This is a genomic window from Micromonospora sp. RB23 (genome assembly GCF_053585025.1).
Genome location: NZ_CM132111.1, coordinates 3,266,639 through 3,286,985, shown reverse-complemented (window position 1 = coordinate 3,286,985; position 20,347 = coordinate 3,266,639). Strand labels below are relative to the sequence as shown.

At 73.7% G+C, this 20,347-nt stretch carries 23 protein-coding genes; 12 read left to right on the top strand and 11 right to left on the bottom strand.

Annotated features, from left to right (window positions below):
* Window positions 1-160 precede the first annotated feature (160 nt).
* Both ACTFTM_RS15125 and ACTFTM_RS15120 read left to right on the top strand, forming a co-directional pair.
* Window positions 161-1,132, top strand: a complete 972-nt coding sequence (locus ACTFTM_RS15125) for an aldo/keto reductase (RefSeq protein WP_449566403.1) — start codon at window positions 161-163, stop codon at window positions 1,130-1,132.
* A gap of 127 nt (window positions 1,133-1,259) precedes the next feature.
* Window positions 1,260-1,451 carry a DUF5703 family protein gene (locus ACTFTM_RS15120; protein ID WP_039906151.1) on the top strand — a complete coding sequence of 64 codons (192 nt, stop codon included), beginning with the start codon at window positions 1,260-1,262 and terminating at the stop codon, window positions 1,449-1,451.
* Window positions 1,452-1,530: 79 nt separating this feature from the next.
* On the opposite strand, the gene ACTFTM_RS15115 is transcribed toward ACTFTM_RS15120, so the two are convergent.
* Together ACTFTM_RS15115 and ACTFTM_RS15110 are read right to left on the bottom strand one after the other, a co-directional pair.
* A complete protein-coding gene (locus tag ACTFTM_RS15115; protein ID WP_449566402.1) occupies window positions 1,531-2,193 on the bottom strand; it encodes a hypothetical protein in 663 nt (220 codons plus the stop codon).
* A 42-nt stretch (window positions 2,194-2,235) separates the two neighbouring features.
* Window positions 2,236-3,564: a M20/M25/M40 family metallo-hydrolase gene (locus ACTFTM_RS15110; RefSeq protein WP_449566401.1), complete on the bottom strand. Its 1,329-nt coding sequence runs from the start codon at window positions 3,562-3,564 to the stop codon at window positions 2,236-2,238.
* A gap of 173 nt (window positions 3,565-3,737) precedes the next feature.
* Here ACTFTM_RS15110 and ACTFTM_RS15105 point away from each other — a divergent pair, with 173 nt between their 5' ends.
* Window positions 3,738-4,346 (top strand): hemerythrin domain-containing protein, encoded by a 609-nt coding sequence (locus ACTFTM_RS15105; protein ID WP_449566400.1) that lies wholly within the window; start codon window positions 3,738-3,740, stop codon window positions 4,344-4,346.
* An 88-nt stretch (window positions 4,347-4,434) separates the two neighbouring features.
* A complete protein-coding gene (locus ACTFTM_RS15100) occupies window positions 4,435-5,406 on the top strand; it encodes a LysR family transcriptional regulator (protein ID WP_449566399.1) in 972 nt (323 codons plus the stop codon).
* A 4-nt stretch (window positions 5,407-5,410) separates the two neighbouring features.
* On the opposite strand, the gene ACTFTM_RS15095 is transcribed toward ACTFTM_RS15100, so the two are convergent.
* Window positions 5,411-6,538, bottom strand: coding sequence for an FAD-dependent oxidoreductase (locus ACTFTM_RS15095; RefSeq protein ID WP_449566398.1), 1,128 nt, complete (start codon window positions 6,536-6,538; stop codon window positions 5,411-5,413).
* 24 nt (window positions 6,539-6,562) lie between these two features.
* Here ACTFTM_RS15095 and ACTFTM_RS15090 point away from each other — a divergent pair, with 24 nt between their 5' ends.
* Complete coding sequence (locus ACTFTM_RS15090; protein ID WP_449566397.1) at window positions 6,563-7,279, top strand: TetR/AcrR family transcriptional regulator; 717 nt, start codon at window positions 6,563-6,565, stop codon at window positions 7,277-7,279.
* Between the two features lie 84 nt (window positions 7,280-7,363).
* Complete coding sequence (locus ACTFTM_RS15085; protein ID WP_449566396.1) at window positions 7,364-7,609, top strand: hypothetical protein; 246 nt, start codon at window positions 7,364-7,366, stop codon at window positions 7,607-7,609.
* Window positions 7,610-7,664: 55 nt separating this feature from the next.
* On the opposite strand, the gene ACTFTM_RS15080 is transcribed toward ACTFTM_RS15085, so the two are convergent.
* The 3 genes from ACTFTM_RS15080 to ACTFTM_RS15070 are packed head-to-tail and all read right to left on the bottom strand — an operon-like array spanning window position 7,665 to window position 10,776.
* Window positions 7,665-8,015 carry a DUF3140 domain-containing protein gene (locus tag ACTFTM_RS15080; RefSeq protein ID WP_449566395.1) on the bottom strand — a complete coding sequence of 117 codons (351 nt, stop codon included), beginning with the start codon at window positions 8,013-8,015 and terminating at the stop codon, window positions 7,665-7,667.
* Entirely contained in the window at window positions 8,015-8,221 is a 207-nt protein-coding gene (locus ACTFTM_RS15075) for a hypothetical protein (protein WP_449566394.1), read from the bottom strand. Before ACTFTM_RS15075 ends, ACTFTM_RS15080 begins: the two co-directional genes overlap by 1 nt.
* The gene (locus tag ACTFTM_RS15070) at window positions 8,218-10,776 is read right to left on the bottom strand and encodes an ATP-dependent Clp protease ATP-binding subunit (protein ID WP_449566393.1); all 2,559 of its coding nucleotides are present in this window, start codon (window positions 10,774-10,776) and stop codon (window positions 8,218-8,220) included. The genes ACTFTM_RS15075 and ACTFTM_RS15070 overlap by 4 nt, the downstream gene beginning before the upstream one ends.
* A gap of 138 nt (window positions 10,777-10,914) precedes the next feature.
* Here ACTFTM_RS15070 and ACTFTM_RS15065 point away from each other — a divergent pair, with 138 nt between their 5' ends.
* The 5 genes from ACTFTM_RS15065 to ACTFTM_RS15045 all read left to right on the top strand — a co-directional run bounded on the left by ACTFTM_RS15065 (window position 10,915) and on the right by ACTFTM_RS15045 (window position 16,127).
* The gene (locus tag ACTFTM_RS15065; protein WP_449566392.1) at window positions 10,915-11,295 is read left to right on the top strand and encodes a hypothetical protein; all 381 of its coding nucleotides are present in this window, start codon (window positions 10,915-10,917) and stop codon (window positions 11,293-11,295) included.
* A gap of 152 nt (window positions 11,296-11,447) precedes the next feature.
* Window positions 11,448-11,708 carry a hypothetical protein gene (locus ACTFTM_RS15060; protein WP_007076395.1) on the top strand — a complete coding sequence of 87 codons (261 nt, stop codon included), beginning with the start codon at window positions 11,448-11,450 and terminating at the stop codon, window positions 11,706-11,708.
* Window positions 11,709-11,714: 6 nt separating this feature from the next.
* Entirely contained in the window at window positions 11,715-12,788 is a 1,074-nt protein-coding gene (locus tag ACTFTM_RS15055; RefSeq protein WP_449566391.1) for a hypothetical protein, read from the top strand.
* A complete protein-coding gene (locus ACTFTM_RS15050; protein WP_449566390.1) occupies window positions 12,781-15,456 on the top strand; it encodes an FtsK/SpoIIIE domain-containing protein in 2,676 nt (891 codons plus the stop codon). The genes ACTFTM_RS15055 and ACTFTM_RS15050 overlap by 8 nt, the downstream gene beginning before the upstream one ends.
* Entirely contained in the window at window positions 15,453-16,127 is a 675-nt protein-coding gene (locus ACTFTM_RS15045) for a hypothetical protein (protein WP_449566389.1), read from the top strand. Before ACTFTM_RS15050 ends, ACTFTM_RS15045 begins: the two co-directional genes overlap by 4 nt.
* Before the next feature lie 69 nt (window positions 16,128-16,196).
* Here ACTFTM_RS15045 and ACTFTM_RS15040 read toward each other — a convergent pair whose 3' ends face one another.
* Together ACTFTM_RS15040 and ACTFTM_RS15035 are read right to left on the bottom strand one after the other, a co-directional pair.
* Window positions 16,197-17,492, bottom strand: coding sequence for a cupin domain-containing protein (locus ACTFTM_RS15040; protein WP_449566388.1), 1,296 nt, complete (start codon window positions 17,490-17,492; stop codon window positions 16,197-16,199).
* Between the two features lie 9 nt (window positions 17,493-17,501).
* A complete protein-coding gene (locus tag ACTFTM_RS15035) occupies window positions 17,502-17,807 on the bottom strand; it encodes a hypothetical protein (RefSeq protein ID WP_334629546.1) in 306 nt (101 codons plus the stop codon).
* Between the two features lie 157 nt (window positions 17,808-17,964).
* On the opposite strand from ACTFTM_RS15035, the gene ACTFTM_RS15030 reads away from it, so the two are divergent.
* Window positions 17,965-18,738 carry a DUF72 domain-containing protein gene (locus tag ACTFTM_RS15030; RefSeq protein WP_449566387.1) on the top strand — a complete coding sequence of 258 codons (774 nt, stop codon included), beginning with the start codon at window positions 17,965-17,967 and terminating at the stop codon, window positions 18,736-18,738.
* An 8-nt stretch (window positions 18,739-18,746) separates the two neighbouring features.
* Here ACTFTM_RS15030 and ACTFTM_RS15025 read toward each other — a convergent pair whose 3' ends face one another.
* The 3 genes from ACTFTM_RS15025 to ACTFTM_RS15015 form a co-directional block, all read right to left on the bottom strand.
* Window positions 18,747-19,175: a DUF2267 domain-containing protein gene (locus tag ACTFTM_RS15025; protein ID WP_357398195.1), complete on the bottom strand. Its 429-nt coding sequence runs from the start codon at window positions 19,173-19,175 to the stop codon at window positions 18,747-18,749.
* Window positions 19,168-19,353: a hypothetical protein gene (locus ACTFTM_RS15020; protein ID WP_396799396.1), complete on the bottom strand. Its 186-nt coding sequence runs from the start codon at window positions 19,351-19,353 to the stop codon at window positions 19,168-19,170. The genes ACTFTM_RS15025 and ACTFTM_RS15020 overlap by 8 nt, the downstream gene beginning before the upstream one ends.
* 117 nt (window positions 19,354-19,470) lie before the next feature.
* On the bottom strand, window positions 19,471-20,343 hold the full coding sequence (locus tag ACTFTM_RS15015) for a DUF72 domain-containing protein (RefSeq protein ID WP_449566386.1): 873 nt from the start codon (window positions 20,341-20,343) through the stop codon (window positions 19,471-19,473).
* Between the last annotated feature and the right edge of the window lie 4 nt (window positions 20,344-20,347).

The window sequence follows — 20,347 nt, the reverse complement described above, 5'->3', positions numbered from 1 at the left end:
CGCACCAGGTTACGCAATGCCGAAAACGGACCCGATCACCGGCTCTCCGCCAATGATCCCCCGTCCGTCGCGGTGCCTCGCGGCGGCGGAACCGGCAGAACCGGCAGAGATGACGGGAGCGAGGATATCGGTGGCGGCGGGTTCGAAATAAGGTTCACCCATGCAACAGCGACCGCTCGGCCGAAGCGGGCTGGCGGTTTCGCGGCTCGCGCTCGGCACCATGACCTGGGGCCGGGACACCGACGCCGACGATGCGGCCGCCCAGCTGAAGAGTTTCCTCGACGCCGGCGGCAACCTGATCGACACCGCCGACGTGTACGGCGACGGCGACGCCGAGTCGGTGATCGGGTCACTGCTGGGCGCCCTCGTCCCCCGCGACGAGCTGCTGATCGCCACGAAGGCGGGGTTGCGGCCGGGCAGCGCCCGGCGGCGCGACGGCTCCCGGGGCCACCTGCTGCGCACCCTGGAGGCGTCGCTGCGACGGCTCGGCACCGACCACGTCGACCTGTTCCAGGTGCACGGGTACGACCCGGACACCCCCCTGGAGGAGACCCTCGCGGCACTGGACCACGCGGTGGCCAGCGGGAAGGTCCGTTACGTGGGGGTGTCGAACTTCTCCGGTTGGCAGACCGCGCGGGCCGCCGCGTGGCAGACGGCCTGGCCGGGTCGGGCGCCGGTGGTCGCCGCCCAGGTGGAGTACTCACTGCTGGAGCGGGGCGTGGAGCGCGAGGTGCTGCCGGCCGCTGACGCCCTGGGCCTCGGCGTGCTGCCCTGGTCGCCGCTGGGTCGAGGGGTGCTCACCGGCAAGTACCGGCACGGGCGGCCGGCGGACTCCCGGGCCGCCTCCCCGCACTTCGAACGGTTCGTCTCCACCTACCTGGAGCCGCGCTGCTCCAGCATCGTGGAGGCGGTGGCGACCGCGGCCGGCGGCCTGGGCGTGTCGCCGCTGGAGGTCGCGCTGGCGTGGATCCGGGACCGGCCCGGGGTGACCGCGCCGATCCTGGGCGCCCGCACCGTGGGCCAACTGCTCGGCGCCTTGCAGGTCGAGCGCATCACGCTGCCCGAGGAGATCACCACCGCGCTGGAGGACGTCTCCTCGGTGCCGGTCGGCTACCCCGAGCGCGACGGGTGACCCGAGCTGGTCCGGACGGCGGGAAGCGCCCGCCGACGGCCAGGACGGCACGAACCACGCGCGGCAGCGGCGTTGGTCACCCGCCAGGGGGTGGCAAACGGCCGCCGGGCTGGGCAGCATGGACGGCATGGACTACGAGTACGCGCCGCTGCGGCTGCCGCCGAACGTCGACCGGTTGACCGCCGCGGCGCAGTTGGCGATCCAGGCGGAGTTCTCCGGATGGGAGTTGGCCCGGGTACGGCTGTTCCGTGACGGCACGCGGCAGGTCATGCTGCGCCGTCGGCGGGTCAACCAGCCGCAGCCGGGCCTGTCGTACTGACAGGCACCCGGCCGGGACAGCGCGACGGAACGCCCGGGGCCCGAACCGCACTCGGTCGGGTCCCGGGCGTCGTACGGCCCTAGTGCTGGTGCCCGGCGTGGTCGTGGTCGTCGTCGTCCAGCTCCAGGAACGGGTGCTCGTCGAGCCGACCGACGAGCCGGTCGTCACCGGCCGGCTGGAACGGGCCGACCGCGTCGTCGTCGTCGAACGACTCCAGGTCGACCGGGGTGCCCACCTCGCTGACCATCACCACCCCGTCGAGCGGTTCCAGCTCCGGGACGTCCAGCGCGCCGAGCGAGCCGTCGCCGCTCTGCAGCAGCTCCAGCACCGCCTCGCCGACGCCCTCCACCGGAGCCGGCTCGTCGTCCTCCGGGGTGCCCTCACGACGGGCCGCCTCGGCCGCCCGCAGCAGCGCGGAGATGCTCGGCACCCGGTAGTCGCGGCGTTGCCGCACCGAGATCACGCGGGGGTGCGGGTCGCTGGCCTCGACGCTCTCCCCGCCGAAGCGCTCGTCGGCCTCGTCCGGGTCGATCGAGTCGACGTCCCATGGCGTGACCTCACCGAAGGCGTCGAGGAGCTGCTCGTCGTAGGCGAAGGAGGCGTTGTTCAACGCCACGTACGCCTGCCAGACGTCGTCGTCGTCGACGCGGCCCTGCGCGGCGCGTACGGCGGCCAGGTGGTGGCGGGCCGCTTCGATCACCCGCTCGAGTGCGGCGTCCAGCTCACCGTGCTGGTCGGTCATGTGGGGCAGTCCCTTCACGATGGGGAGGTAACGCGGACACTGCTAACAGGTGCGGAGGAACCGGTCGAGAACCCGCACGCCGAACTGTAGTCCGTCGACCGGAACGCGCTCGTCGATGCCATGGAACAGCGCGGAGAAGTTCAGGTCGGCGGGCAGCCGCAGCGGCGCGAACCCGAAGCAGCGGATGCCGAGCGTCGAGAACGCCTTCGCGTCGGTGCCGCCGGAGAGCATGTACGGCACCGGACGCGCGCCCGGGTCCTCGGCGCGCAGCGCCGCCGACATGGCCTCGACGAGGTCGCCGTCGAAGGTGGTCTCCAACGCGGGCTGCCGCTGGACGTACTCGATGTCGATGTCCGGGCCGACCAGCTCGCGCAACTGCCGCTCGAGCATCTCGGACTGGCCGGGAAGGCTGCGGCAGTCGATGGTGGCGGTGGCACGGCCCGGGATGACGTTGTCCTTGTACCCGGCGGCGAGCCGGGTCGGGTTGGCCGTGTTGCGGATGGTCGCCCCGATGATGTTGGCGATCGGGCCGAGCTTGGCGATGGCGACCTCCGGGTCGTCCGGGTCCAACTCGATGCCGAGCAGGTCGGAGACCTCGGTCAGGAACGCCCGTACGGTGTCGGTGACCACCACCGGGAAGCGGTGCTGACCGATGCGGGCCACGGCCTCGGCGAGGGCGGTGACGGCGTTGTCGTCGTGCACCATCGACCCGTGCCCGGGGCGACCCTTGGCGTGCAGCCGCAGCCAGTCGATACCCTTCTCGGCGGTCTCGATCAGGTAGAGGCGCTGGCTGTCGTTGACCGAGTAGGAGAACCCGCCGACCTCGCCGATCGCCTCGGTGCAGCCGTCGAAGAGGTCACGGTGGTTCTCGACCAGGAAGCGCGCTCCGTAGTCGCTACCCGCCTCCTCGTCGGCGGTGTACGCGAGCACGATGTCGCGCGGGGGCCGGACGCCGGTGCGCTGCCAGTGCCGCACCACGGCGAGCACCATCGCGTCGAAGTCCTTCATGTCGATGGCGCCGCGGCCCCACAGGTAGCCGTCGCGCTGCTCGCCGGAGAACGGGTGCACCGACCACTCGCCGGCGTCGGCGGGCACCACGTCCAGGTGGCCGTGCACGAGCAGGGCTTCCCGGCTCGGGTCGGCGCCGGGGATGCGGGCGACGACGTTCGCCCGGCCGGGCGCGGACTCGTGCAGGACCGACTCGACGCCCACCTCGGCGAGCTTCTCCGCCACGTACTCGGCCGCGCGGCGTTCGCCGACGCTGGTGTCGTTGTCACCGGTGTTGGTGGTGTCGATGCGCAGCAGGTCGCGGCAGAGGTCCACGACCTCCGCGGTGGGGTCCGGTCGGGCGGAGGCGGCGTCGCTCGTCATCGCCCCTTCATACCAGCCCGGAGTTACCGGCGGGCCGGCGCACCGACGAGACGCGGCCGGGCATCCAGGCCGACGAATCGGGCGACGGTTTCGTGACGGGCGCGTTCGGGTACCGCCGCCCACGACCGCACATCCCCTGCCGGAGCTTCCGCCCGCCAGTCGAGGAGGGCATCATGTCCGCCGTTCCCCTACCCCCGTTGCCGCCCGCGCCCGCACCCGAGCAGGGCTACCGGCCCGGTGGCCGCAGCGTCGCCGACATCGTGGACCGCGAGCACCGGCAGTTGCTGACCCTCGTGGACCAGTTGACCGGCCCCGACGCGACGCCGCAGGAGGCGCTGGCGGTGCTCACCGCCGCGCTGTCGCGGCACATCTCCGCCGAGGAGCAGTACCTGCTGCCGGCGGTACGGGCGGCGCTGCCGGCCGAGGCCGGCCGGGTGGACGCGGAGATCGACGCGGACGCGGCGCTGCTGGCCTCCCTGAAGGGGCTGAACGACGAGACCGTGACCGAGGTCGCCGAGCGGGTCCGTCGGCACGTCGACGGCGTGGGGGCGCTGGTCGCCGAGCTGCGTGCGGTGGCGACCCCGGAGGAGCTGATCCGGCTGGGCAACCGGTTGGAGATCGCCGAGGAGGCCGCACCGACCCGGCCGCACCCGGGCACCCCGGCCACGCCGCCCTGGAACCGGATCGTCGAGCCGGCGGTGGGCGTGGTGGACAAGGTGATCGACGCGGTGACGCGGCGGCCGACGTACCTCAAGGACCTGCCGGAGCCGCCGCGCGACTGAAGCCGCGCGCCGCACCACGTAATGCATTCAATGTCACCGATCCACTTGGCCCCTTCCGCAGGCTCCGGCGTGGTCCTACCGTCACCGTATGAACCTGGAGCTGCGACACCTGCGGGTGGTCTGCGCGATCGCGGAGACAGGGAGTGTGACCAAGGCGGCGTCGGCGCTCGGGCTCGCCCAGCCGGCGTTGACCGCCCAGCTCCAACGGATCGAACGGACGCTGGGCGGGCCGCTGTTCGACCGGGATCGGCGCGGCGCCCGGCCCACCGCGCTCGGTGAGCTGGTGCTCGCCCGGGCCCGGGTGCTGCTGCCGGCCATGAAGGGCCTCCAGGACGAGGCGGCACGGTTGGCCGGCGCGGCGGAGGTGTCGCGGTGCTACCGGCTGGGTGGGGTGAACAGCCCGATCCTGGGCCGGCTGGTGCACCGGCTGGCCGCCGAGGAGCCCCCGGCCCAGATCACCACGTACGCCTCGTGGTCCGTGGACGAGCTGGCGCAGTTGGTGGCCGGCGGACGGTTGGACTTCGCCCTCACCGGCGTCTGCGGGGACGCCACGCCGTCGGCCGAGTTCGGGTTGCGGTGGCGGGAGGTGGCCGTCGACCCGGTGCTGGTCCTGCTGCCGGCGAGCCACCCGCTGGCCGACCGGGACGAGGTGCGCCTGGGCGACCTGCGCCACGAGCAGTGGGTGGCGGCGCCCGGCGACGGCTGCTTCGGCGACTGTTTCGCCGCCGCCTGCGCCCGCGCCGGCTTCACCCCGCGCAAGGTGTACGAGACCGACATCCGTGGCTGCGTCGACCTGGTGGACGCGGGCGTGGCGGTGGCCCTGTGCCAGGCGACGTTCCGGCCGGTGGCCGGTCTGGTCACCCGACGGTTGGCCGGTGTCCCCCTGCGCTGGCGGCTGCTGCTGGGGTGGCACCCGGACTCGCCCGCCGCCCGCGACGCGGAACTGCTGCTGGCGACGGCGAAGGCGGCGTACACCGACTCGCTGGCGTCGCACCCCACCTACCTGGACTGGCTGGTGCGCAACCCGGCCTTCGGCGTCCGGCAGCCCAGCGGGGTGTGAGGGCCTACTGCCCGACGGGCTCGGCGGGCCGCCGGGTGAAGAAGCGGACGAGGTCGTCCGCCGCCGTCGGCGACAGCATCATCGCTTGGACCCGTGCGCACATCTCGGCGATCGGCTGGATCCTGGCGAACATCGCCTCCTCGTACGCCTGGATCGCCGCGTCCGGGTCGGTCGGGTTGGCGACGAGTTCGCGGGCGAGTTCGGCGGCGTCCAGCATGGCCTGGTTGGCGCCCTCACCGACCGGCGGCATGAGGTGCGCGGCGTCGCCGAGGAGGGTGACTCCCGGCTGGTGGACCCAGCGGGCGTCGACCGGCATCGCCTCGACCCGGCGTGGCGTCGGCGCGTCGTCGCCGGCGTCGAGGAGGGCGACCAGGCGCGCGTCCCAACCGTCGAAGAGCGCACGCAGAGCGTCCTTGCTGCGGTAGGCGTCCAGGTCACGGTCCGGCGCGCGCAGGGAGATGCCGACCCGGATGCTGCCGTCGCCGAGGCGCTGCGCGGCGAGGATCTGGTTGACGCCGACGCACCACAGGTTGCCCGGGCCGACCATGTCGGCGAGATCCGGGTGGCGCCGGTCGGCGTCGCCGATGGTCAGATCCACGTGGGTGGAGACGTACGACAGGGGCGCGTCGATCAGCAGCGGTCGAACGACCGAGCGGGCGCCGTCCGCGCCGACGAGGATGTCGCACTCGGCCCGGTCACCGCCGTCGAAGGTCAGCAGGAAACCCCCGGCGGGCCGCGGCGTCGCCGCGACGAGGCGATGCCCCCAGGCGACCGCGTCGGGCGGGAGCGCGTCGAGCAGCAGGGCACGCAGGACGGTGCGGTCGATCTCCGGGCGTCCGTCGAACGAGCCGGGGCGCGGCGTGTGGTGCACGAGGGTACGTCCGGCCGGATCGAGGATGCGGTGCTCCTCGCCCTCGGGCCGCGCCGAGGACCGGAACACCGCGCCGAGGCCCGCCTCGGTGAGGGCGCGCTGCCCGGACTCCGGGTGCAGGTCGAGCATGCCGCCCTGCGAGCGCGCGGACCGGTCCGCCTCGCGTTCGTGGACCACCGCCTCGATGCCGTGCAGGTGCAGGATCCGCGCCAACGTCAGCCCTCCGAGGCCGCCGCCCACGATCGCCAGTCGCATCGTCATGCCCCTTACCGTACACTGTATTGCGTGGATACACCGTACGGTAGCGAAGTGGTGCCCGTGTGGGAACGGCCGGAGCCCCGCCCGCGGGCGACGCCGGTGCCGCTGACCCGCGCGAAGATCGCCGAGACGGCGATCCGGCTCGCCGACGCGCACGGCCTCGACGGCCTGTCGATCCGCCGGCTCGCCAAGGAACTCGGCGTCGGCCCGATGCGGCTCTACGACTACGTCGCCAACCGGTCAGAGCTGCTCGACCTGATGGTCGACGCGGTCTACGCCGAGATCGCCGCGACCGGCCCGCAGTCCGGGTGGCGCGACACGGTGCTGGCCATCGTGCGACGGACCCGCGCCGCCGCCCTCGCCCACGAGTGGTTCTCCGACCTGCTCGGCGGGCGGCCCCAGCTGGGGCCGCACGCGCTCGCCGTGGGCGAGTCGACCGCCGCGGCGCTCAGCCGGGCCCCCGACGTACGCGGCATCGACGACCTCCAGCGGGCCCTGGGCGCCCTCAACGCCTTCATCGTCGGGGCGCTACGGCGGGAGGTCACCGAGCGCCGCACCGCCCGTTCCACCGGCACCGAGTTGAGCGCCTGGCAGGCCAGCCTCGGCCCCTACCTGACGCGCATGCTCGACACGGGCCGCTATCCGACCGTCGCCCGCCTCGTCGTCGACGGCGCGCACCTCGACGCCGACGAGACCTTCGACCACAACCTGACCACCCTCCTGGACGGCATCGCCGGCCGGTGACCCCGCCAGCGGCGAGACGAAGACCACCGGCGACGCGGCGGTCACCGGCGGTGCGAACCGCCGCTGCCGGGGTATCTGGCGGACATGACCGATCTCTACCCGCCCGCCGACGACCGCGAACTGCTTCGCCAGGCCGCCGCCGCCCACACCGCCGCCGTCCGTCAGGTGGAGGCGTTCCTGCGCCGGCTCCCGGAGGTGCCCGACCCGGCCGACGTCACCGAGTACGCCAACCTGCTCACCCGCGAGGACCAGACCCGGGGCGAGCGGGACGCCGCCGCCGACGCGGCGGGGCTGACCATCGGCAGCCTGGAGTCCGACCAGGGTCAGTAGGCACTACGACGGCGCCGTCCCGGTACCGGGTCGGCGCCGTCGCGTACGGCCGTGCTCAGCGCTCCACGAGCGGATCGTGGCCGAGGTCGAGCAGCGAGTGCCGCCACTCGTCGTCGGCGTTGCCGCGCCGGGGCTTGGCGTCCATCAGCCCGCGGATCCGCTCGACCGCCTCCCGCATCACCTCGATGTCCTCCGGCGTGAGGTCGACCTTGCGCTTGTTGAGCACCTTGAGGATCTCCCGCCCCGGCTGGGGCAGGTCCAGGTCCGGGTTCGGACTGAACGACTCCTCCCCCGAGCCCCGGGTCAACAGCCAGGTGCGCAGTTGCTCCGACGGGACGTTGACCTCGGCGTGGAAGTCCTCCCAGAGCACTTCCACCTCGGGGTCGAGCCGCGTGTCGCGTACCATCACGTCTCCTCTCGCGTCTCCGGGTCGTCCTGGTCGGTCTTGGGATGCAGGCCCTCGGCGGGCACCCGCGTCCGGCGTGGGTTCGCGGTCGGGGGCGCCAGGATCGGGTCGGGGTGGTCGTCCTCGTCCCGGGGTTTCGCGGCCTCCGCGTGCTCGTGCGGCTCGTCGCGGTCCTCGTGGTCGTCGCGTCCCGCCGGCCCGCTCATCGCGGGTGTGTTGTCGTGGCGGCGGTGTACCCCCGCTCGCCCGCGGTCACGTCGAAGGTGAGTTGCCCGTCGCGGGCGTCCACGACGACCTTCTGCCCGGGTGAGATCGCCGATTCCAGCAGCATCCGGGACAGGTGGTTGTCGACCTCGCGCTGGATCACCCGGCGCAGCGGACGGGCGCCGAACTCCGGTTGGTAGCCGTGCTCGGCGAGCCAGTCCACGCCGGCGGTGGTGACCTCCACCTGGATGTCCTGGGCGTGCATCCGGCGGCGGGTGTCCTCCAGCAGCAGCGCGGTGATGTCGCGCAACTGCTCGGCCTCCAACCGACGGAAGATGATGATCTCGTCGATGCGGTTGAGGAACTCCGGCCGGAAGTTCTCCTGGAGGCGGCGCATCAGCCGCTCGCGCAGCTCGTCGTTCTCCTGCTCGCTGCCGGGCGCGCCGGTGCCGAACCCGACGGCACGCTGCGTCCCCGTGATCAGTTCGGAGCCGAGATTGCTCGTCATGATCAGGACGGTGTTCTTGAAGTTCACCGTACGGCCCTGGCTGTCGGTGAGCCGCCCGTCGTCGAGCACCTGGAGCAGGATGTTGAACACGTCCGGGTGCGCCTTCTCGATCTCGTCGAGCAGCACCACCGCGTACGGGCGGCGGCGCACCGCCTCGGTGAGCTGGCCGGCCTCCTCGTAGCCGACGTACCCGGGTGGGGCGCCGACCAGCCGGCTGACCGTGTGCCGCTCCTGGAACTCGCTCATGTCCACCCGCACCATGCGGTCCGCCTCGCCGAACAGCGCCTCGGCCAGGGCCCGGGCCAGCTCGGTCTTGCCGACTCCGGTGGGGCCGAGGAACAGGAAGCTGCCCATCGGGCGGTCCGGGTCCGCCAGCCCCGCGCGGGAACGGCGCACCGCCTCGGCCACCGCGGTGACCGCGTCGTCCTGGCCGACCACCTTCTCGTGCAGGTGACCCTCCAGCCGCAACAGCCGGTCGCGTTCCTCCTCGGTGAGCTGACTGACCGGGATACCGGTGGCCCGGGAGACCACCTCGGCGATCTCCTGTGGACCCACCTCGGGCACCTGCGAGGACGACATCCCGTCCTCGCCGTTGGCGCGCCGGATCTCCCCCTCCAGCTCGGCGATCCGGTCGCGCAGCGCCGACGCCCGCTCGTACTGCTCGTCGGTGACGGCCTGCTCCTTGTCGCGGCGTACGTCGTCGAGCTCCTGTTCCAGCTCGCGCACGTCGGACGCCGGCGTACGGGTGCGCAGCCGCACGCGCGCGCCGGCCTGGTCGATCAGGTCGATGGCCTTGTCCGGCAGGAACCGGTCGGTGACGTACCGGTCGGACAGCTCGGCGGCGGTGACCAGCGCCTCGTCGGTGAAGCGCACCTGGTGGTGCGCCTCGTACCGGTCCCGCAGTCCGCGCAGGATCGCGATCGTGTCGTCGATGCTCGGCTCCGGCACCAGCACGGGCTGGAAACGCCGGGCCAGAGCCGCGTCCTTCTCGATGCTCTTGCGGTACTCGTCGAGCGTGGTCGCGCCGATCACCCGCAGCTCGCCCCGCGCCAGGGCGGGCTTGAGCATGTTGGACGCGTCCATCCCGCCCTCGCTGCCGGCGCCACCCGCGCCGACCAGGGTGTGGATCTCGTCCAGGAAGATGATCAGCTCGTCGCGGTGCGCCCGGATCTCGTCGATCACCTTCTTGAGGCGCTCCTCGAAGTCACCCCGGTAGCGGGTGCCGGCGACCAGGCCGGCGAGGTCGAGTTGGACGACCCGCTTGCCGAGCAGGGTCTGCGGGACGTCCCCGTCGCAGATCCGCTCGGCCAACCCTTCGACGATGGCGGTCTTGCCGACACCGGCCTCACCGATGAGCACCGGGTTGTTCTTGGTCCGCCGGGACAGGATCTCCACGGCCTGTTCGATCTCGTCGGCCCGTCCGATCACCGGGTCGATCTGGTCGTTGCGGGCCAGGTCGGTGAGGTCCTGGCCGTACTGGTCGAGGGTGGGCGTACCCCGGTCCGGCTTCGGTCCGTTCATCGGGCCGCGCTCGGCGTTGGCGGCCTGCAACGACTCCGGCTGGATCCGGCCGGCGGCCAGCATCCGCCCGGCCGGCGACTCCGGGTTGAGCGGCAGGGCCATCAGGATGTGCTCGGGGCCGATGTAGTTCGCGCCCATCGCCCGGGACAGCTGGTGGGCGTCGAGCAGCGCCCGCTTGGCCGCCGGGGTGAGCGACAGGTTGGGCGGCACCTCGCCGCGCGGCGCGCCGTCGCCCTTGCCGCCGAGCGCGTTGAGCAGGGTGTCCGGGTCGGCGCCGGCCCGACGGACCAGGTCGCGCAGGGGTTCGCGTTGCAGCGCGGCCCAGAGCAGGTGGTCGGTGTCCAGGTCGTTGCTCTGCCGTTGTGCGGCGCGACGGGCCGCGTCGGCCAGCATCTCCCGCGCGTCGGCGGTCATCAGTCGGGTGATGTCGACCCGGTGCGGCGGTCGGCGTCCTCCCTCACCCCGGCCGAAGTACCGGGCCAGGAATTCGTCCCACGGGTCGGAGCCGAGATCACCGGGTCCCATCATGTCTCTCCTCCGCAGTCGGGCGCGGCACGGTCGGCAGGGGCTACCCGGCACCCGGCCCGACAAACGCCGCAGGCGGTGGCGCACCTCGCTGTGGAGTGGCGTCCGGCCGGTTCGGCCGGGTGGTGGCAGGCTGGCGGCATGACGGAGAACCCGCTGCTGATCGTGGACGGCGCCAACGTGGTGGGCTCCCGGCCCAACGGGTGGTGGCGGGACCGGGCCGGGGCCGCCGCCCGGTTGCGGGACGCCCTCGCGCCGGTGGCCGCCGAGGGGCTGCCCGCCCGGTTGACGGCACCGGTCGACGTGGTGCTCGTGGTCGAGGGCGCGGCGCGGGACGTGCCCGGCATCGACGAGGTGCGCGTGGTCTCCGCCCCCGGCTCGGGTGACGACACGGTGGTCGAGCTGGTGCAGGCCGCACCGCAGCGTCGCCGGCTGGTGGTCACCGCCGACCGGGAACTGCGCGAGCGGGTCACGGCCCTGGGCGCCGAGGTGTACGGCCCCCGCTGGCTCCGCGATAACTGAAAGGTTCTCGCACTGGGACTCCCACAGAACGGACTCCCGGCACTTCACGGGGGTTAACGGTCAGGCGGGCATCAACACCGCCAGGGCGGATGTTCTCCCGGGGACGCCGATAGGCTCTAATGGAGATCTCCCCGCCCCCAGGAGGTTCCGCCGTGGCGAGCGTCGCCGAGCTGAAGGCTGCCATCGATGTCGCCCTCCAACAGATCGGTGACGGGCAGACAGCCGTCCAGGCGGCGGGTGAGAAGCTGGCCGAGGCACAACAGACCCTGGCCGGCGCGTTGGAGGGCAGCGGCCACGAGACGGTCGAGGCGGCCCAGGCGTCGCTGACACAGGCCAGCCAGGAGCTGGAGGAGTGTCTCGCCGCGACACTGGTCGCTGTCGAGCAGGCCCAGCTCTACGTCTCCACGCTGTAGGCCGACGTGTCCATCATCGAGGACATCGGCGGCCAGGTCCGGGCGGCCAGCGAGGAGTTCCCGGTGGGCCTGCTCGGTCAGGCCCTGGAGAAGTTCGGCCTGGCCGCCGAGCGGCTGCGCTGGGTCCGGCAGGAATCGGCCAACCCGATGGGGGTGCCCGAACTGTCCGCCGCCACCGAGCACGCCGAGAGCGCCAACTACGCGCTACGGGTGGCGCAGGAGCAACTGTCCGCGTATCTGGCCGCGATCGGGTTGGCCGCCGACGGCGCTCCGCCGCCCCGGCCGCAGCAGCGCGACCAGCGGCACGACGAGGCGCCGTCGGACGGTCCGACCACCGTGCCGCCGGAGCGGCCCGAGCAGGTACGGATGCGTCGCTGGTGGTCCGTACGGGTGGCGGAGCTGACCGGCGGGCGCGACGCCGACGCGGACGAGCCCGACGAAGCGCTGCGCGACTCGCAGGAGTTGCTGCGCCGGGTCGTGCGCGGCGTCCGCGCCGGCGACCGTGACCGGCTGCGGACCGAGCTGCGCCGCGCCTCGGCCGACGTGGGCCTCGGCATGGCGGCGCTCGCGCCACCGTTGCTGCGCGAGCTGGCCGGTGAGCTGCTGGGGCACCCGCCCCGCGCCACGGACCTCGGCCGTCTGCGCGGTGAGCTGGACGGCCGGGTACGGGATCTGCTGCCCGGGTTGCCGCCGCCGGTGTTGGAGACGCTGCTGACCCGGGTGTGCCGGATGCCACCGCCACGGTCGTCCGGGGAGCCGCCGCACGCCGCCGACTCCGCGGTGGCCGCCGGAGTGACGGCCGGGCTGCTGCTCGCCCGGCTGGGCCGGGACCTACCCACGGGAACCCCTCGGGCCGCCGCCGAGCCGACCACCGGCGGCGCGAACACGAGTCCACGCCGCGACGACAAGCGCGCCGGCGGTTCACACGACGGCGGCGCGAGCCCACTCCCGAGCGATCGACGCGCCGCCGGTCCGCCGCGTTCCGGCGCGGCGGGGGGACAGGCGTCGGGTGGGGTCGTGTCGCCCCGCACGGGCAGCCCGTGGCGGGACGCGCCGGCACGCCGGGGCTCCGATGGCTGACCGGCGCGGGCAGCTCGCCGCCCGGGTCCGGGACTCCCTCGCCGAGGCGCTGGGCGCCACCCGCACCCGACTGTCCACGGCGCAGGCCGACCTGAGCGCCGGACGCGAGCGGCTCGCCCGGGTCCGCCGGGCCGCCGCCGCCGTCCCGGAGCGGGTGGGCGGCCAGCGCGACCGTCGCCTCGCCGAGATCGACGCCCGGCACGCCACCCGCATCGCGGAGCTTGCCCGCCACGCCGCCGACGCCGCCCGCCGGGAAGCGCCCGGCTGCGCCGGCGCCGACTGGCCGGGCTGGACGCCCACACCCCTGCGCCGGTCCGAACCGCCCGGCGCGCTGCGGGTCGGCACGGTCCGGCTCGACGACGTCGACCCGGTGCCCGCGCTGGTGCCGCTGCTCGACGCCGGGCACGTCCACCTGTCCGGAGACGACCGCGCCGGCTGCGACGCCGTGGTGTCCGCGCTGCTGCTGCGGGCCGTCGGCCGCGCCGACCCCGGTGGCGTACGACTCATCGGGTACGACCCGGAGCACCTCGGCGGCGGCCTGGCCGGGTTCGCGCCGCTGGGCACGGCGGGGCTGCTCACCTTCGTCGGCCCCGGCGGACTGGGTCCGCTCCTGGACGACCTGGTCGAACAGATCCGGCGGATCAACGAGACGGTGCTGGCCGGCGAGTACGGGTCCCTGCGGGAGCTGGCCTCGGCGACCGGTCGTCGCCCCGAGCCGTGGCGGGTGGCGGTGCTGCTCGGCGGCGACGAGCTGAACCGGCACGAGCGCGGACAGCTCGACCGGGTGGTCCGGGCCGGCGCGGCCTGCGGGGTGCACCTGGTGGTCCGTGGCGTGGCGCTGCCCGACGATCCGACGGTGACCCGGGTGGTGGCGGACGCGTCGGGCGCCCGCATCGGCGGCCCGTCGGGCCTGTCGGTGCGGCTGGACCCACCGCCGCCGGCGACGCTGGTCACCGAGACCTGCCGCGAGATAGCCGCCCAGGTGAACGCCGGCCCGCCGCCGACGCCGTTCGGCGACCTGTTGCCGCCACCGGAGCTGATGTGGCGGGAGAACTCGGCGGACGGCCTGACCGTGCCGATCGGCGAGGGACCGCAGGGTCGGCCGGTACGCCTGACGCTCGCCGACTATCCGCCGCACGCCCTCATCGGCGGCCCGTCCGGCACCGGCAAGACGAACCTGATCTTCGCGTGGATCGGCGCGCTCGCGGCCCGCTACTCCCCCGCCGAGCTGGAGTTCTATCTGCTGGACTTCAAGGAGGGCGTATCCTTCGCCCGGTTCGCGCAGGGCCGGCGTGACCCGAGCTGGCTGCCGCACATGCGCCTGGTCGGGATCAACGTCAACACCGACCGGGAGTTCGGGCTGGCGCTGCTGCGCTTCCTCGCCGAGGAGTTGCGCCGGCGCGCCGACGCGGCCAAGAAGCACGAGGTCACCAAGCTCGCCGAGCTGCGCGCGGTGGACCCGACCGGGCACTGGCCGCGGATCGTCGCGGTGGTCGACGAGTTCCAGATGCTGCTGGCCGGCCGTGACGTGGTGGCCCGGGAAGCCGCCGACCTGTTGGAGGACCTGGCCCGCCGCGGCCGCTCACAGGGCATCCACCTGGTGCTCGCCTCCCAGGACGTACGGGGCATCGAGGCGCTGTGGGGGCGTCCCGCGCTGGTGGCCCAGTTCGCCCTGCGGATCGCGCTGCCCAAGGCGCTGCGGATCCTCGCCGAACGCAACGACGCGGCGCAGTCACTGCCGCGCTGGCACGCGGTGGTCAACGCCGAGTCGGGCCTGGTCGAGGGCAACGAGGTCGCCCGCATCCCGGCCGCCAGCGACTGGGAGACGTGGAGCGGGCTGCAACACCGCCTGTGGCGGATGCGTCCACCCGACGCGGCCCCGGCCCGGCTCTTCGACGGTGACGCGATCCCCCGGCTGAACGATGCTCCCGACTTCGCGGCTCTCGAAGCCCCGGCGGACGGCCGCGCGCCGCGTAACCCGGTGGCCCTGCTCGGCGAGATCATCGACGTACAGGCGCGTTCGGCGGCGCTGCGGCTGCCCCGCGCGCCCGGGCGCAACCTGGCGGTGCTCGGCACCCGGGTGGACGAGGCGTGCGCGGTACTGGACGCGGCGGCCCGGTCGCTGGCCCGCCAGCACCCGCCGGGCACCGCCCGCTTCTCCATCGCCTGCCTCGACGCGGACGCCGACGGCATCGCCCGCGCGCTCTACGACGACCTGGCCGACGACGCCGCCTGGTACGACGAGGAGACCGTCGGCGAGTTGATGACCGAGACGGCCGACGGGTTGTCCGGCGCGGGCAGCCCGCACTACCTGCTGCTGTTCGCGGTCGACGCGGCGGCCGGGGCCCTCGCGGCGCGGACGGGCCGGCGTACCGGCCTGGAGCAGCTCCGTCGGATCCTGCACGACGGTCCGGAGCGGCGTACCCACGTGCTGGCCTGGTGGCGGGGGGTGGCACGGATGCGCGCGGACCTGGGTGGTCCGGCCGCCCGCACCGACCAGATCGGGGCCTGGGTGGCGTTGGACGCGCACGGCGGCGAGCTGGGCGCGTCGCTCTATCCGGGCACCGGCGGCCCGGACTGGTATCCCCGCCCGTGGCGCGGGCTCTTCTTCGACCGGGCCGTGCACCGCACCGGTCACGTGATCATCCCCTACGGACCGTCGCGGTGAACGAACCGGTGGCCAGCGAGACGTACACGGCGCAGCTCCGACGGCTCGCCGAACTGACCGCGCGGGTGCGCGAACAGCGCGCCGAGGCGCACACCTGGTACGAGCGGCAGTGCGCGGCGGCCGAGCGCGCGGTCGACGAGGCCGTCGCCGAGGTGCGACGTGCCGAGCAGGAACTGGTCGACGCCCGCGAGGAGCAGGAACGGGTAGACGCCGAGGTGGCGCACCTGTGGCAGCAGGCCCGCGCCCGGCTGGGCGCCCGCCGCATCGGCGGACCGCCCGTGCCGGCCAACGGCGGTGCGCCCGGCGACCCGGCGTTGCTTCTCGGCCGGGTTCGTGACCTGCTCAACCGGGCCGGGCAGCCGGGCGAGCTGCCGGGCTCGGTCAACCCGTTGCTGGCGCTGTGCGGGGTGGGCGGCGCGGTGCTCGGGTACGCGCTGGGCGTCGCCGCGCGGGCGCTCGGCGTCGGGTACGGCGGCGACCTGGCCGTCGGGATGCCGGTGCTGGCGCTGGTGGTGACGCTGCTCGGGCCGTTGATGGGGCTCGCGCCGGCGCGGGCGCTCGCCGACCGCCGGCACGCGATGCTCGGCCCCCGCCCGATCATGGTGGTGCTCGGCGCCGGCCTGGTCACCACGATCCTGCTGCTCGCCGCCGGCCCCTCTTTCTCCGGTTGATCAAGAGGTTCGCGTCATCGGACCGGCGTGTGGTGACGCGAACCTCTTGATCAACCGCCTGGGAAAGGGTCAGGCCGGCACGAGGACGGCCTCGCGCAGGAGGCGGCGGGCCAGGGTGACCCGGTCGGCGTCGTCGGGCAGGCCCGGCAGGTCACCGACCCGCGTGGCGACGCCGCTGAGCAGCGCGCGGGTCGCCGGCTCACAGTCGGCGGGCAGCGTGATCGTGCGGTCGAACACCCGGAGCGCCACCTGGCCGTCCCCGTGCGGCGCGAGCTGCCACCGCAGGCCCGGCCGCAGGACGAGCCGGGAGTCGGCGTCCAGCGCGTCCAGCGCGCCGGCCTGGGCGAGCGGACGGATCGGCGCCGGGCGGGCCGCCGGCCAGGCGCGCTGGCGCAGCCGGGCGGCGACCGCGCCCGGGTCGGCCCGCAGCAGCCAGTCGCGCAGCGCCTCCACCGTCTCGGTCAGCTCCGGCTCGATGGCGTCCGGATCGGCGACGTCGGTGCCGAACGGCAGGCTGGCCCGCAGCCGCTGGTCCTCGGCGGCCAGCGCGAGCAGTTCCTCGACGAGCGCGTAGCGGGTCAGGGCGCGGATGCCCACGGTCAGGTGCAGCGAGCTGGCCTCCTGCGCCTGGGCGCTGTGCAGCCACCCGCGCGGCAGGTAGAGGGCGTCACCGGGCGCGAGCACCACGTCCAGCGCGGCGGGGCCCTGCGCGGTGGCGCCGACCTCGTCGGCGCGGCCTCCCCAGGGCTGCTTCTCCAGCGGGTCGGGCAGCACCGGCGGGTGGATCCGCCAGTGCTTGCGACCGTCCACCTGGAGCACGAACACGTCGTGGGTGTCGTAGTGGGTGGCGAAGCCCTGGCTGCCCGCCGGCGTGAGGTAGGCGTTGACCTGCAACGGCTGGCGCAACGCGAGACCCAGGTCGCGGGCGAAGTCCACCAGCGGCGGCCAGATCCGGTGCAGGCCCTGCACCACCAGCGTGGCTCCGCCGGCGTACTGCTCCAGAATCCGCTCGTCGAGCACCTGGTCGCCGATCTCGGCGCCGGCGCCGCCGCCGCCGGTCCAGCGGGCCGCCGGCACGAGCTGGCCGTCCTTGGCGACGCGCAGGAAAGGGGTACGCAGACCGCGCCGGCTGAGCAGCTCGTCGGCGTCGTCCGGGCTGAACAGGTCGGTGAAGCCGGCGGGGTCGGGCAGCTCGGCGGCGCGGGACAGCAACGGAGTGTGGCCCCAGTGCGCGGCGGCGAACTTGGCCGGCTCGACCGAGACGCAACGCGCCAGCGCGGCGGCCGCCGTGGCCGGCACACCGTCGGGGGCCACGGACGGAACCGCCGGGCGGCCGTGGCCGCCCGGCGGGTCGAGGTACGTCATGACGTGCCGCTACCGGGCGCTGCCGTCGGCGCCACCGTCCTGGTGACCCGGGGTCGCACCGCCGTCGGCCGGACCCTCCGCGCCACCGTCCGCGCCACCGTCCTGGTGACCCGGCGTCGCGCCACCGTCGGCCGGACCCTCCGCGCCACCATCGGCGCCACCGTCCTGGTGACCCGGCGTCGCGCCGCCGTCGGCCGGACCCTCCGCGCCACCGTCCGCGCCACCGTCCTGGTGACCCGGGGTCGCACCGCCGTCGGCCGGGCCCTCCAGGCCGCCGCCGCCCGTGGTCTGCATGTCGTCGTCGTTGAGTGCCATCGGTACTCCCTCGGGTGTGCCGCCCCGTCATACGCCGGGGTCCGTCGTGCTGCGGGTGGTACCCCACGCGCGATCTTCTCTAACCCACACCGTAGACGCCGAACCGGGACGACACGGTCGGTTCGCGGGCGGCGGCGGAGAGTGCCAGGATGGGACGGTGATCCTGGTGGGCACGTCCGGCTGGCAGTACCGGGACTGGCGCGGCCGCTTCTACCCGCAGGGACTGCCACAGCGCCTCTGGTTGGAGCACTTCGCGTCGGGCTTCGCCACCGTCGAGGTCAACAACGCGTTCTACCGGCTGCCGGAGCGCGAGACGTTCGCGGCGTGGCGGGAACGGACCCCGGCGGACTTCTGCGTGGCGGTGAAGATGAGCCGCTACCTCACCCACATCAAGCGTCTGCGGGAGCCGGCCGAGCCGGTGGCGCGCTTCCTCGGCCGGGCCACCGCTCTCGGCGACCGACTCGGCCCGGTGCTGCTGCAACTGCCGCCGAACCTGCGGGCGGACGTCGACGCGCTCGACGCGACGCTGCGGTTGTTCCCGCAGGAGGTACGGGTGGCGGTCGAGCCCCGGCATCCCTCGTGGTGGACCGACGCCACCCGGGCCGTCCTGGAACGGCGGCGGGCGGCGCTGGTCTGGGCGGATCGCCTCGGTCGGCCGGTGGCGCCGCGCTGGCGGACCACTGACTTCGGCTACCTGCGGCTGCACGAGGGGCGGGCCCGGCCGTGGCCGCGCTACGGACGCACCGCGCTCGGCTCGTGGGTCCGCCGGCTCACCGACGCGTTCTACGCGGACGAGCCGACGTACGTCTACTTCAACAACGACCCCGGCGGCGCGGCGGTCACCGACGCCGTCGCGTTCGCGGCGCTGGCCCACGGGGCCGGCCACCCGGTGTCCCGGGTGCCGTCCCCGCCGGACAGCGCCGCTCGATAGGCCCGGTCTCAGGGCAGCATCATGGCGAGGTCCTTGGGCATCGTGTCCTTCACGTCCTGCCACTCGCCCTGGGTGACGTGCCGACGCAGGGTGTCGAGCACCACCTGCGTCACCCGCTCCGCGCCGCCCTCGGCGTCGTACGGGAAGCCCTGGCGGACCTCGTAGAGGAAGTCGTCGCGGTTGAGCTTGATCGGCACGTCGGACGGGTTCCAGCCGTCGAAGTAGATCCCCCGGACCAGCACGGGCAACTGCTGGGCGAACTCGACGCTCTCGTTGACCGCCAACCGGTCCCGCAGCAGGTGCAGCACCGTGCGCAGCGCCGCGTACGACTGGTTGCGCCGCTCCTTCGGCCACCCGTAGGCGTCCTCGATGTCCTTGAGGATCAGGTTGGTCTTGTCCAGCGAACTCTCGAAGGCGGAGATCATCGAATCAGGCATCGGTCGACCCCCGTTCCGTGGCCTCCCAGCGTCGCTCGTCGGTGCGTCGCGGTGGTCCCACCGGACCGCGCCGGGCACGTACCGGGCTGCCCTGCGGGGCGCGTCGGGCGTTGTCCGCCGTGCCGACCACGTGCAGGACGGCCCCGCGCCGTCTATCCGTCACCAGTCGAACCGTCATCCCCCGTCACCTCCGTGTCGTCTCCGGCCGTCGGGCGGCCGTACCCACCGTGTTCCACCCTGCCGGGCGAGCGGGTGAGCCGGCCCCACCCGGATCGGGTGAGACGGCCGCGCGGGGTCAGCCGGCGTCGAGGAGCCCGGCCAGGGTCGTGGCGTTCGTCTGCGCGAAGTCGCGGTAGCAGTTGTTCATGAGGACGTGGGTCTGGCCGGCGGAGTCGGCCAGCTCGCGCAGCTTGGGCGCCCAATCCTTGAGCTCCCGCTTGGAGTAGTGGTAGCCGAACTTCTCGTGGATGTCCTTGCTGGTCCACTTGTCACTGTGACCGTGAAAACGCATCACGGCCAGGTCGCCGGTGGCGGCCAGCACCGGGGGCACCGAGGAGCGGTGACCCTGCGGCATGTCCACGCAGACGTACGACAGGTCGTGCTCGCGCAGGAAGGACAGCGTCTCGTCGGCGTTGTCGCCGTCGAACCAGGACGCGTGTCGAAACTCGTAGACCGGGCGCAGCGGTGCGCAACGCTTCGCCACCTCCAGCAGGTACTGCTTGTTGGCCCGCTTGATCGTGAACCAGGGCGGAAACTGGAACAGCAGCGCGCCCAGCTTGCCCGCCTCGACGAGGGGATCCAGCGCGGACAGGAAGCGCGTCCACACCTCCTCGTACGCCTGCGCGGGCAGGTCGTCCGGGTAGACGTTCTTCTTGTCCGTCTCCGGTCGCAGGTCCTTGTAGAGCGCGCCGACCCGGGTCGGGTGGCCGGTCAACAGGCTGAACGCCTTGATGTTGAACGTGAACCCGGCCGGCGTGCGGTCGACCCAGAGCCGTGCGGTCGACTCGGCGGGCGGCGAGTAGTAGGTCGCGTCCACCTCGACCAGTGGGAACTGGCGGGCGTAGTACGCGAGGCGCTTCTCGGGGTTGTCCGCGGTCTGCGGGTACCAGCCCGAGTCGAGCAGTGTGCGGTCGGTCCAGGACGCGGTGCCCACCAGGATGTCACCCATGGGT